At 68.5% G+C, this 12137-nt stretch carries 9 protein-coding genes; 6 read left to right on the forward strand and 3 right to left on the reverse strand.

Annotated features, from left to right (window positions below; genetic code table 11):
- Nucleotides 1–3: 3 nt before the first annotated feature.
- The 6 genes from tsaE (at nt 4) to trxA (ending at nt 9032) form a co-directional block, all read left to right on the forward strand.
- Nucleotides 4–450 (forward strand): tRNA (adenosine(37)-N6)-threonylcarbamoyltransferase complex ATPase subunit type 1 TsaE, encoded by a 447-nt coding sequence (gene tsaE / locus QRN25_RS24075; RefSeq protein WP_285021906.1) that lies wholly within the window; start codon nt 4–6, stop codon nt 448–450.
- Nucleotides 447–1445 carry an aminoglycoside phosphotransferase family protein gene (locus QRN25_RS24080; protein ID WP_285021907.1) on the forward strand — a complete coding sequence of 333 codons (999 nt, stop codon included), beginning with the start codon at nt 447–449 and terminating at the stop codon, nt 1443–1445. Before tsaE ends, QRN25_RS24080 begins: the two co-directional genes overlap by 4 nt.
- Nucleotides 1442–2161 carry a nucleotidyltransferase family protein gene (locus QRN25_RS24085; RefSeq protein WP_285021908.1) on the forward strand — a complete coding sequence of 240 codons (720 nt, stop codon included), beginning with the start codon at nt 1442–1444 and terminating at the stop codon, nt 2159–2161. Before QRN25_RS24080 ends, QRN25_RS24085 begins: the two co-directional genes overlap by 4 nt.
- Nucleotides 2154–5129 (forward strand): PD-(D/E)XK nuclease family protein, encoded by a 2976-nt coding sequence (locus tag QRN25_RS24090; protein ID WP_285021910.1) that lies wholly within the window; start codon nt 2154–2156, stop codon nt 5127–5129. Before QRN25_RS24085 ends, QRN25_RS24090 begins: the two co-directional genes overlap by 8 nt.
- Nucleotides 5126–8632 (forward strand): double-strand break repair helicase AddA, encoded by a 3507-nt coding sequence (gene addA, locus QRN25_RS24095; protein WP_285021911.1) that lies wholly within the window; start codon nt 5126–5128, stop codon nt 8630–8632. The genes QRN25_RS24090 and addA overlap by 4 nt, the downstream gene beginning before the upstream one ends.
- Before the next feature lie 79 nt (nt 8633–8711).
- Nucleotides 8712–9032 carry a thioredoxin gene (gene trxA / locus QRN25_RS24100; protein ID WP_069707606.1) on the forward strand — a complete coding sequence of 107 codons (321 nt, stop codon included), beginning with the start codon at nt 8712–8714 and terminating at the stop codon, nt 9030–9032.
- Between the two features lie 209 nt (nt 9033–9241).
- Here trxA and QRN25_RS24105 read toward each other — a convergent pair whose 3' ends face one another.
- Genes QRN25_RS24105 through argJ form a run of 3 tightly spaced genes read right to left on the reverse strand, consistent with a single transcriptional unit; the run spans nt 9242 to nt 11914 of the window.
- Nucleotides 9242–10051 (reverse strand): inositol monophosphatase family protein, encoded by an 810-nt coding sequence (locus QRN25_RS24105; RefSeq protein WP_285021913.1) that lies wholly within the window; start codon nt 10049–10051, stop codon nt 9242–9244.
- A complete protein-coding gene (locus tag QRN25_RS24110; protein WP_285021915.1) occupies nt 10048–10686 on the reverse strand; it encodes a glutathione S-transferase family protein in 639 nt (212 codons plus the stop codon). The genes QRN25_RS24105 and QRN25_RS24110 overlap by 4 nt, the downstream gene beginning before the upstream one ends.
- A 1-nt stretch (nt 10687) precedes the next feature.
- Complete coding sequence (gene argJ, locus QRN25_RS24115; RefSeq protein WP_285021916.1) at nt 10688–11914, reverse strand: bifunctional glutamate N-acetyltransferase/amino-acid acetyltransferase ArgJ; 1227 nt, start codon at nt 11912–11914, stop codon at nt 10688–10690.
- Nucleotides 11915–12137: the final 223 nt, after the last annotated feature.

Raw genomic sequence — 12137 nt, forward strand, 5'->3', positions numbered from 1 at the left:
GGCATGAGATTGCCGCTGCCAGACCTCGCGGCGATGGACGCATGGGGCCGCAAGCTCGCCGATGCGCTGCTCCCCGGCGACGTGATCGCACTGACCGGCGGTCTCGGCGCGGGCAAGACCACGCTGGCGCGCGCGATCATCGCCGGGCTTGGTCATGAGGGCGAAGTGCCGTCACCCAGCTTCGCGATCATCGAGCCTTACGACCCGCCTGCCGTCCGCCTGCCGCTGGTTCACGCCGACTTCTACCGCCTGAACCATCCCGACGAGGCGCAGGAGATCGGCCTCGACGATTACCGTGAAGGCGCGGTGCTCATCGCCGAGTGGCCCGATCACGCGGGCGGCTTCGCGCATGAGCCGGGCTGCCTCTCCATCACGCTGGAAGTTGCGGAAGAGGGCAGGATCGCCATTGTCGAAGGCGGGCCGGATTGGCTAGGGCGTATACCTGTATGACGCTCGAACACGCGAACTTTCCCGAGGGCCTCGACGCCTTTCTCGCCGCCGCCGGTTGGGGAGGCGCGGCTGTCGAGCCGCTGCCGGGCGATGCCTCGTTCCGCCGCTATTTCCGTATCCGCAGTGTCGATGGCGCCACCGCGATGCTGATGGACGCGCCGCCGCCGCAGGAGGACATCGGCCCGTTCCTGCGCGCCGCTCACTGGCTCGACGATAACGGAATGCGCCCGCCGCGCATCCTCGCGGAGAAGCCCGACAAGGGCCTCATCCTGATGGAGGACTTCGGCGATGCGCGGATGCGCGACTACCTCGACCAGTGGCCAGCGGACGAGGCGGCGGTCTACTCCGCCGCGATCGACGCGCTGGCGAAGCTGCACCAGCTGCCCGCCGGGCCGTTCCTCGATTACTCGCTGGCGGAATATATCCGCGAGGTGAAGCTGTTCATCGACTGGTACTGCACCGCGCAGAGCCTCTACGTCGATGCCGCAGGCTTCGTGAGCGCGTGGGAGCAGGCGCTGTCGCCGCTGCTGCCGCGCCAGCGCCCGGGCGTCACCGTGCTGCGCGACTATCATGCCGAGAACATCATGCTGCTCGGCAGCCTCGAAAAGCAGGGCCTGCTCGATTTCCAGGACGCGCTGGTTGGCCATCCGGCCTACGACCTCGTCTCGCTGCTGCAGGATGCCCGGCGCGAAGTCTCGCCCGAGCTGGAGGCGCAGATGTTCGATCGCTACGTGCAGAAGACGGGCACGGACGTCGATGCCTTCCTCGCCGATTACGCCCGCCTCGGCGCGCAGCGGAACGCCAAGATCGTCGGCATCTTCGTGCGGCTGTGGCGCCGTGACGGCAAGCCGCGCTACCTCGACCTGATCCCGCGCGTCTGGGGGGCGATGGAGCGCGACCTTGCCCATCCGGCGATGGCGCCGGTCGCGGCATGGTTCGATGCCAACATCCCCGCCGCCTTGCGCGAGGCGAACGGCGGGGAGTTCGCCCGGTGAAGCCTCTCGCAAGCGACACCGCGATGGTCCTTGCCGCAGGCCTCGGCAAGCGCATGCGCCCGCTCACCGCGACCCAGCCCAAGCCACTGGTGCGCGTGGCGGGCAAGTCGCTGATCGACCATGCGCTCGACAAGCTCGGCAACGCAGGCGTGACTAAGGCGGTGGTCAACGCGCACTACATGGCCGACGCGCTGGAAGGCCATCTCAAGGTCCGCAAGACCGCGCCTGCCGTCACCCTGTCCGACGAGCGCGAACTGCTGCTGGAAACCGGCGGCGGCATGGTCAGGGCGGCCGATCTGCTGCCCGACCCGTTCTTCTGCCTGAACAGCGACAACATCTGGCTCGACGGCCCGCAGGACGTCTTCGCCGAACTCTCGCAGGCCTGGGATGTGGAGCGGATGGACGCGCTGCTGCTGATGGTGCCGCACACCCGCGCGCTCAATTATCGTGGCGAGGGCGACTTCCACCTCGATCCCAATGGTCGCGTCTCGCGCCGCCGCCCGGGCCGGGTGGCGCCGTTCATCTACACCGGCATCCAGCTCGTGTCGAAGCGCCTGCTGCGCGATGCGCCCGAGGGCGCGTTCTCCACCAACATCCTGTGGAGCCGCGCGATCGAGGAAGGTCGCCTCTACGGCATCTCGCATCAGGGCCTGTGGTTCGAAGTGGGCGAGCCCGCCGCCATCAGGCCGACCGAGGAATGGCTGACCCGTGCCTGACCGGACGGGTCCGAAAGTCTACTCCATTGCTGCGCATCGTGGTTTCGCCGACGCTCTCGTCGCCGGGCTCATCCCGCGCTATGCGAAGGATGAGATCGCCCTCGCGCGGCTGACGCTGCTGCTGCCGAGCCGCCGCACGATTCGCACCATGACCGAGGCGTTCGTGCGCCATTCGGGGACCGGAATGCTGCTGCCGCGCATGGTCGCGGTGGGTGATCTCGATCTCGACGAAGCGCTTGGCCCGCTGCTCGATCCGCTCGGTGCGGCCGATATTGCGCCTGCCGCCGATCCGACCCGCCGCTGGCTGCGCCTTGCGTACTACTTGCGTGAGGTCGAAGGTGATGCTGCAGGAAAGGGCGCGGCATTGCTGCGGCGTGCTTTTGAGATCGGCCGCACCATGGACCGCCTGATGGCCGAGGAGATCGCCCCGATCGATCTCATGTCCGAGCGCGTCATCGGCATCGTCGGAGACCTTGCCGGTCACTGGAGCGACAACACCCGCAACTTCCTCAAGGTGCAGCAGCGCTGGATCGCGGAGCTGGCCGCGCGCGGCGAGATCGACGCGCCTGACCGCCGCAACCGACTGTTCGACCACGCTGCCGCGCGCTGGCAGGACCAGCCTCCGCCGCACCCGGTCATCGCGGCGGGCGTCACCGGCGCCTCGCCCGCGCTGGCGCGATTGCTGCGCGTCGTCAGCGAGATGCCGCAGGGCCTCGTCGTCTTGCCCGACCTCGACTTGTCGCTGGCGGACGAGGTCTGGGGGGAACTGGGCACCGCTGGCGCTCCCGCGCAGCCGGATGACCCGCCGTTCGGCCGCGCCGATGCGGTGACCCATCCGCAATACCATCTCAAGCTGCTGCTGAACCGGATGGGCATTGCGCGTGGTGAAGTGCAGCCGTGGCACCGCTCCGGCCTTGCCGCTGCGCCGCCCGAGCGCAGCCGCGCGATCTCCAACCTGTTCTTGCCGCCGCGCGCTTCCGCTGCATGGGTCGATCTGCCGCCCGAGCAGCGCCGCCTGAGCGGCGTGCGCCTGATGGAATGCACGCATCCCGGCGAGGAGGCGCAGGCGATCGCGGTGCTCATCCGCGAGGCGCTGGAGATACCCGAGCGCCGCGTCGCGCTCGTCTCGCCCGACCGGGGGCTGGCGGCGCGCGTGGTCAGCCATCTGGAGCGCTGGGGGATCGAGGCGGACGACACTGCCGGTCGCCCGTTGCCGCAGACCGCCGCCGGTCGCCTGCTGCTGTTGCTGGCCGAAGTGGTCGCGCAGCAGGCCGCGCCGGTGCCGCTCGTCGCGCTGCTCGTCCATCCCCTCGCCGGGAACGGACCGGGGCGTCCGCGCTGGCTGGAGAATGCGCGCAAGCTCGACCTCGCGCTGCGCGGGCCGCGCCCCGGTGCCGGACTGGCACCGCTGGCGGCCAGGGCGGACGCCGCGAAGCTGGGCGAATGGTGGGCCGGGATCGAGACGATCCTGACGCCGCTGTCGATACTGGGCGAAGCGGAGCCGCTCGAACGCCTGCTCGGCCTGCTTGCGGATGCCGCCGAGGCCCTTTGCGGAGAGACGCTGTGGGGCGGTGCGGATGGCCGCGCGCTCAGCGCCTTCGTGGAGGAATTGCGCGGGGCAGCAGGAGCGGCAGGCACCTTGCTCGACCCGCGTGAGATCGGCGCCGTGTTGCGCGATGCTATGGACCGCGTTTCGGTGCGCCCGCCCTGGGGCGGGCATCCGCGCGTCTCGGTCTACGGCCTGCTCGAAGCGCGCATGAGCCGCGCCGACCTCGTAATCTGCGGGGGCTTGGTCGAGGGGGTATGGCCGGGGAGCGCGGCGCTCGATGCGCTGTTGCCGCCCGCCGTCCTGCGCGCGCTCGGAGTGCCGGGCGCGGACTTCCGCATCGGTCTTTCCGCGCATGACCTTGCCGCCGCACTCGGTGCGCCGGAGGTCGTGTTGAGCTGGGCGCAGCGGGATGAAGGCGGGCCGGTGATCCCCTCGCGCTTCGTGCTGCGGGTGCGCGCGATGCTGGGCGACCAGTTGGAGCGCCACCTCGAGCGTGATGCCGTGAACCTCGCCCGCCGGCTGGACGACGCCGCGCAAGTCGCAGCCCATCCCCGGCCACAGCCGATGCCCTCGGCGGAACAGCGCAAGGTCGATGTCTCCGTCACCGGTCTCGATCGGCTACGCGGCGATCCCTACCAGTTCTACGCCAGCGCCATCCTGGGCCTGCGCAGCATGGATGGCCTCGACGCCGAGCCGAGCGCGGCATGGAAGGGTGAAGTCGCACACCTCATCATGCAGCGCTGGCACGAGGCCGGCGAGCCCGAGGGTGGCCTCCACGCCATCGCGCAGGGCGTGCTTACCGAGCAGAACGCGCACCCGCTGATGCGCGTGTTGTGGTGGCCGCGTCTTTCCGCCGCGCTGGAAACGTTCGAGAGCATGATCCTTGAGGCAAAGGCAGGTGGTCGCAAAGTCGTCGCGGTTGAGAAGTGGGGCGACATGCGCCGCCGCGACGTGCGGATCCACGGCCGCGCCGACCGCATCGACCGGCGCGAGGACGGGAGCCTCGCCGTGGTCGATTACAAGACGGGCCAGCCGCCGACCGGCAGCCGCGTGCAGGAGGGCTTCGCGCTCCAGCTCGGCCTCATCGCGCTTATTGCGAAGGACGGCGGTTTCGATGGTGTAGAGGGCGTAGCCGATTCGTTCGAATACTGGTCGATGGCCAAGGCCAAGGACGGGACCATGGGCTACATGTTCGAGCCGGTTCTGGAAGGCCGCAAGAAGTCCGGCATCCCGCGCGAGGACTTCCTGCCCGAGACGCTGCGCTACCTCGACGACGCGCTCGACGGCTGGATTCTGGGCGATCAGCCCTTCACCGCGCGCCTGAACCCGGAACTGGGCAGTTACGCCGATTACGACCAGCTGATGCGGCTGGACGAATGGATCACGTCGCTCGGCAACAGATCGGAGAGTGCAGCATGAGCGGTCCTGCTGCCGTCCATCCGCTTCACGGGAACCAGATGCGTGCGGTCGATCCGCAGGAGACGGTGTGGCTTTCCGCGTCGGCCGGGACCGGCAAGACGCAAGTGCTGTCCTCGCGCGTGCTGCGGCTTTTGCTGCAGCCGAACGTGGACCCCTCGCAGATATTGTGCCTGACTTTTACCAAGGCCGGCGCCACCGAAATGGCGGCGCGCATCAACGGTACGCTGGCCGAATGGGTACGCCTTGGCGAGTTCGACCTGCGGGCGCGCCTTGCCGCGATCGGCGCGCAGGCGAGCGACGAGAACCTCGCTCGGGCGCGCACGCTGTTCGCCTCGGTGCTAGACAGTCCGGGCGGAGGGCTGCGGATCGATACGATCCATGCCTTCTCGCAATGGCTGCTGGCGACGTTCCCGCTGGAGGCCGATCTTATCCCCGGCAGCCGGCCGATGGAGGATCGTGAGCGCGACCTCCTGGCACGGCAAGTGTTGGCCGACCTGCTTGTGGATGCCGAGAACGGTCCCTTCGGCGATCCTGCCCTGCTGCAGGCGGTGGAGCAATTGTCGCTGCGGCATGGCCCTGATGCGGTGATGGCCTTCCTGCTGCGCTGCGCCTCGGCGCGCGAGACGTGGTTCGGTCCCGGCAGCTGGCAGGCGGGGGACATGCGCCTCAACGTGCTGCGCCTGCTCGGCCTGCCGTCTGACGCGGATCGCGAATGGCTCTGCGCGCGATGCGAGGATGCGGCGTTCGACGTGCGCTCGCTCCGGCACTGCATGGCGGTAAACAATGAGTGGGGCACCAAGACCGGGCTCGGCGCCGTCGATGCTATCAGCGAGTGGCTGCTGGGCAACGGGGCGCAGCGCCTGGACAGCCTCGACGCGCTGGCCAAGGAGTTCCTGACTCAAAAGGGTGAGCCCAAGGCCAGCAAGTCGCAGGATAAGCTTGACCCCGGCTACGCGGATTCCGCCGCGCGGGTAGTCGATTGCATCCTTGAGATCAGAGCGATGCGGTCACTGCTGGGGCTGGCGGAGCGGCTGGTTCCGGCGCTGCGGCTGGGGCGGGCTTTCGCGATGGCCTGGGATGCCGCCAAGCAGCGCGAGGGGCTGATCGACTTCGACGACCAGATTCGCCGTGCCGCCGATCTCCTTGCCAATCAGGCGCAGGCGGATTGGATTCGCTACAAGCTCGACCGCCGTTTCGACCACATTCTCGTCGACGAGGCGCAGGATACCAACGCCGCGCAGTGGGACATCATCTTCGCGATGGCTGGCGAGTTCTGGGCCGGCTTGGGTCAGCACGAGGACCTGATGCGTACCCTGTTCGTGGTCGGCGACTACAAGCAGGCGATCTTCCGGTTCCAGGGCACCAGCCCGGAGAACTTCCGCCGCGCCGCCGATCGCGTGCGGCGCGAGATGGGCGAGGCGGCGCAGAATGCGGCGATGCTGCGCGACCGGTTCGATCCGCCGGAGTTTCGCGAGTATGGGCTCGACCGCTCGTTCCGCACCGCACAGACGGTCTTGGACTTCGTGGACCGGGCCATCGCCGGGATCGGGCACGAGAATTTCGGCCTCGACCGCCCCGCCGAACGGCATCAGGGGCAGGAGCGTCCGGGCTACGTCGCGCTGTGGCGACCGGTGAGCGATCTTGCCGACGACGAGGATGACGACTCTTCGGGCGACGAGGAGGGCACCGCGCCCGACTGGCTCTCGCGCCCCGACCGCCAGATGGCCGAGCGCATCGCGCTGCAGGTGCGCGACTGGCTGGACTATCAAGGGCCGGGCTTCACGCTCGTCAAGGGCACGCCGCGCCGGGCACGGGCGGGCGACATCATGGTGCTGGTTCGCCAGCGCAAGGAACTGGCCGGGCTCATCGTCGCGCGGCTTCATGCAGCGGGTGTGCCGGTGGCGGGGGTCGATCGCCTGCGCCTGGGTGCGCCGCTGGCGGTCAAGGATCTCGTCGCCGCGCTGCGCTTCGCGGTGCAGCCGCTGGACGACCTCAACCTTGCCGCGCTGCTGGTCTCGCCGCTGGTCGGGTGGAGCCAGGAGCAGCTTCTCGCGCATGGCTATCGGGAAAAGCACACGCGGCTGTGGGATCACTTGCGTCGCTCGCGCGAGCCCGAGGTGGCGGCGGTGATGGAGCAACTGGGCGAGGCGCTGCGGCTGGCGGATTACGAACCGCCGCAGGACTTGCTGCAGTGGCTGCTGGTAGGCCCCTGGCAGGGGCGGCGGCGACTGGTGGCGCGGCTGGGCTCGGAGGCGAACGATCCGATCGACGAGCTGATCAATGCCGCCAAGGCCTATGCCGTCACCGACACGCCGAGTCTTGCGGGCTTCCTCGCATGGTTCGATGCGGGCGATGGCGAACTGAAGCGCGAGGCGGACAATGCGGCGGGCCTCGTCCGGGTGATGACGGTGCATGGCTCCAAGGGCCTGCAGGCGCCGATCGTTATCCTCGCCGATGCGACCAGCAATCCCGACAACGCGCGCGAGCGGGGCATCGACTTGCCCGATCCCGCCAACGAAGCGCGCACGATCCCGCTGCCGCCGCTCTCGAAGGACGAGAAGCAGGGCCGCATCGCCGACCGTCTGGAGGAGGGCAGGCGCGGCGACGAACAGGAGCATTGGCGCCTGCTGTACGTCGCCATGACCCGGGCGGAGGAAGCCCTTTTCGTCGGCGGGGCGCTAAGCAATCGAGACAAGGGCGAGCCCAGCCCCAAGAGCTGGTATGCCCGGCTGCGCGCCCTTTTCCCGGTCGAGGCGGAACTGGGCGATCCCATTTGGGGTGCGCGCTGCGAACATGGCGAGCCGGCCGCTCCGGTGCCGGTTCGCGCGGCGAAGGGCGCGGGCGGGCCGATGCTCGACTTGCGCGAGCCGCTGCCGCGCTGGCTCGAGCGTGCGCCGCCCGCCGAGCCGCGTCCGCCGCGTCCGCTGGCGCCGTCATCGCTGGGTGAGGAAGACGCTCCCGATCCCCCGTTCCCGCCGGGCGCGGGGCGCGATGCGGCGCGGCGTGGTACGCTGGTCCACAAGCTGCTGGAGCGATTGCCGGATGTGGTGGCAGCCGCACGCGAGGATGCCGGACGGGGCTGGCTGGAGCGCCACGCCGCCGACCTTCCGGCGCAGGATCGCGATGCACTGCTGGGGAGCGCGCTGGCGGTGCTCGGCAATCCCGACTGGGCAGACCTCTTCGGCCCCGACAGTCTCGCCGAAGTGCCCGTCGCGGCAGTTGTCGGCGGTCAGGTCGTGGCGGGCACGATCGACCGGTTGGTGATAGAACCGGGCCGCGTGCGTCTGGTCGACTACAAGAGCGCGCGGCGTCCTCCCGACCGGATCGACGCGGTGCCGCGTGGTGTGCTGCGCCAGATGGGCGCCTATGCCGCCGCTCTGGAAGCGACTTTCCCGGGGCGCGCGGTGGAAGTGGCGCTGCTCTATACCGCCGTACCGCGCCTGATCGCGGTTCCCGCCGAGGTTCTCGCAGCCCACAAGCCGGACTTGGCGCCGCGCGAGTAAAGCTTTCACCGTTCCGGCGTTGCGTCGCCGGGTTTCATCCCTAAGTTGTCGCCCAATTCTAAAGTTCAGGAGTCAATCGATGTCCACCATTGCCGTCACCGATGCCAGCTTCGAGGCCGACGTCCTCAAGTCCGACAAGCCCGTCCTCGTCGATTTCTGGGCGGATTGGTGCGGCCCGTGCAAGATGATCGCCCCCGCCCTCGAGGAAATCGCCGAGGAACTGGGCGAGCAGGTCACTATCGCCAAGATGGACATCATGGCCAACACCGAGACGCCCTCGGCGATTGGCGTGCAGTCGATCCCGCTGCTGGTGCTGTTCAAGGATGGCCAGCCGGTGGCCAAGAAGCTCGGAGCCGCTCCCAAGAGCGCGCTGAAGGGCTGGATCGAAAGCGAACTCTGATCGCTTGAGATTTGAGGTTGTAGAGGCCCCTGCCGTGGGAACGGCGGGGGTTTTCTTTTGCGTCGCGCGCGCTGGGGTGTCGACAAACTCAGCCTGAGCGGGGTTAAGGACCTGCTCTCAAACCGCTCAGGCTGAGCTTGTCGAAGCCCCCGCCGTAAGCACCACCTAAAGACAGCCACCGGTCCCGGAGCAAGTCCGGGGACGACGATTTACGCCAGCCTTGCCACCACTTCCGCAAACGCATCCCAGAGCGCCGGGCTGGAGGCGCCGATCAGGTCGCGGCGCTCGTATTCGTCCACTCGGTAGGCGCTGCCGTCCGGCCTTGCCGCCTTGCCGCCCGCCTCGTTGAGGAACAGGACGCCCGCCGCGTGGTCCCACGGCAGGGTGCGGTTGAACACCGAGATGTCATTCGTGCCGTCCACGAGGCGGGGATACTGCTCGGCCGCGCAGCGCGGAATGTCGACGAGGGTGTAGTGCGGCGCGATGTGCGTCAGTACCTTCTCGCGCGCGCCGTCGTCGAGGAAGATCGTCGAGATCGCGGCGACCGGCGGTTCCTGTCCGGTGGTGCGCGCAATGATCCGTTCGCCGTTGATCCACGCGCCGCCGCCGAGGTCGGTGCGGCAGAAACGTCCGGTCAGGCAGTCGAGGATCCAGCCGCCGATCGTCTCGCCCTTGTCCGCCAGCGCGACGAGGACGCCGAAGGGCGGCTTGCCGGCGGCGAAGTTGTTGGTGCCGTCGAGCGGATCGACGATCCAGCACAGGCGGTCCTTCAGGCGCTCCATCACCGAGGTATCGGCGAAGGCGGCTTCCTCGCCCACCACGTCGGCTTCCGGCAGGAGCGTGGACAGGCGCTCGGTCAGCAGCGCTTCGGCCTGCTTGTCGGCCACGGTGACGACGTCGTCCGGGGCCTTGGCGTCGATCTGGCTGGCGGCGAGCTTCTGGTAATGCGGGAGGATCGCGTGCTCGCTCGCCTCGCGCATGATCGTCTCGACGGCGGCGTGGAGGGCGGGCGTCATCATGTCAGGGGGATCATCACATGCGCGGCGAAGCCGGGGCGCTTGACGATGCGGGCGTACCAGTCGGCAATGTCGGGGAATTCCGGCCGCTCGATCCCGAAGGCATCGAACTTCAGGTTGAACCAGGTGTAGGCGTAGACTCCCATGGGAATGTCGCCGATGCCGAACTGCGCGCCCGAGAGCCAGGGCTTTTCCGCGAGGTACGCGTCCATAATCGCCAGTTGCTTCGCGCAGTCGGCGATGCCCTTGGCGATGGCGGCGCGGTCCCATTGATCCGGCGACTGGCGCGCGGTGGCGAGGAACGGTGTGCGCTGAGCCTCGGCATAGGCGAATTGCCAGTCCATCCAGCGGTCGGCGAGGGCGCGGTCGATGGGGTCGGCGGGGAACCATGCGCCGCCGCCGTACTCGGCCGCCATGTAGCGGAGGATCGCGTTCGATTCCCAAAGCACCACCTTGCCGTCCTCGATCGTCGGGATGAGGCGGTTGGGGTTCTTGGCGAGGTATTCCCCGGTGAAGCCGAACGTCCCGCCGATGTCATGGCGCTGGTACTTGAGGCCCAGTTCCTCGGCGAACCAGGCCACCTTCTTGACGTTGTGCGAGTTCAGGCGGCCCCAGATCGTGAAGAACGGTGCAGTCATATCAGCTCCGGTAGTCCGCGTTGATCGAGATGTAGCCGTGCGTCAGGTCGCAGGTCCACACCGTCGCGGTGCCTTCGCCCAGACCGAGGTCGACCTCGACCGAGATGTCCTGACCTTTGAGATGCGCGGCGACGGGCGCCTCGTCGTAGTCCGCCAGTGGCAGGCCCTGCTGTGCGGCCCAGGTGCCGCCGAAGCCGATCGAGAGCTTGTCGCGGTCGGCGGGCTCGCCCGCCTTGCCGACGGCCATGACGACGCGGCCCCAGTTGGCGTCCTCTCCGGCGATGGCGGTCTTCACCAGCGGTGAATTGGCGATCGCCATGCCGACCTTGCGGGCGCTCTCGTCCGACACCGCACCGCTGACCGAGACGGCGATGAACTTTTGCGCGCCTTCGCCGTCGCGCACGACGAGGTGGGCGAGCTGGCGGCAGACATCATGGATCGCGGCGGCGAAAGCATGGGCGCCGGGGCTGTCGAAGCCGGTGATCGGTGCATTGCCCGCCTTGCCGGTGGCGAAGGCGAGGACGGTGTCGCTGGTCGAGGTGTCCGAATCGACGGTGATGCACGAGAACGTGCGCAAGTTCGCGGCCGAGAGGCAGGCCTGCAGGAAGCCCGGCTCCACGGCGGCGTCGGTGAACAGGTAGCCCAGCATCGTCGCCATGTCGGGCGCGATCATGCCGGAGCCCTTGATGATGGCGCTGATCGTCACCTTTGTGTCGCCGACCATGGCGGTGGCGGAGGCGCCCTTCGCGAAAGTGTCGGTGGTGGCGATGGTTTTCGCCGCGTCTTCCCAGCTGCAGGGCTCGGCGGTGAGGGCCTTTTCCACACCCTCGCGTGCCTTGTCCTTGGGCAGCGGCACGCCGATCACGCCGGTCGAGGAGACGAAGACCTGCTCCTTCGGGCAGCCGATGTGCGCGGCGACCTGCTCCATGATCTGCTCCACCGCCTCGCGGCCGCGATAGCCGGTGAAGGCGTTGGAATTGCCCGCATTCACCACCAGCGCGCGGGCACGGCCGAGCTTCACGTTCTCGCGGCCGAGATCGACCTCGGACGAGCAGCACACGTTCTTGGTGAAAACGCCCGCGACGGCGGTGCCTTCTTCCAGCGTGACGTACGTGAGGTCGCACCGCCCCCAGTCCTTGTAGCCGGCGCGCACGACATGCGGGGTGACGCCCGCGATCTCGGGCAGGGCGGGGAAGGGCGAGGCGAGCGGGGAAACGGGGTAGGCCATGGCGGGTTGCCTAGCGCGTGGGTGTTGCAGGTCAAGGGCGGTTCGGCGGCCGCGCAAGGTGACGCAGGTTTACACGGTTGACACGGTCCAGAGGGGAAAGGTGTCACCTTAGGCCCGGAAGTGTCACCTTGGCCGCATAAGGTGACACATTTTGCACGCGATGTGTCACCTTGCGAGGGGGAGGTGTCACCTTGTGACGTAACCTTGTGCGGCCCGGGGCGAT

This window comes from Novosphingobium sp. fls2-241-R2A-195 (assembly GCF_030209485.1).
Lineage (GTDB): Bacteria > Pseudomonadota > Alphaproteobacteria > Sphingomonadales > Sphingomonadaceae > Novosphingobium > Novosphingobium resinovorum.

Bases quoted from the DNA above. Each gene is read 5' to 3' on its own strand.
- QRN25_RS24105 (WP_285021913.1), bottom strand. From the start codon at position 10,051: ATGATGACGCCCGCCCTCCACGCCGCCGTCGAGACGATCATGCGCGAG.
- addA (WP_285021911.1), top strand. From the start codon at position 5,126: ATGAGCGGTCCTGCTGCCGTCCATCCGCTTCACGGGAACCAGATGCGT.
- tsaE (WP_285021906.1), top strand. From the start codon at position 4: ATGAGATTGCCGCTGCCAGACCTCGCGGCGATGGACGCATGGGGCCGC.
- QRN25_RS24080 (WP_285021907.1), top strand. From the start codon at position 447: ATGACGCTCGAACACGCGAACTTTCCCGAGGGCCTCGACGCCTTTCTC.
- QRN25_RS24110 (WP_285021915.1), bottom strand. From the start codon at position 10,686: ATGACTGCACCGTTCTTCACGATCTGGGGCCGCCTGAACTCGCACAAC.
- argJ (WP_285021916.1), bottom strand. From the start codon at position 11,914: ATGGCCTACCCCGTTTCCCCGCTCGCCTCGCCCTTCCCCGCCCTGCCC.
- trxA (WP_069707606.1), top strand. From the start codon at position 8,712: ATGTCCACCATTGCCGTCACCGATGCCAGCTTCGAGGCCGACGTCCTC.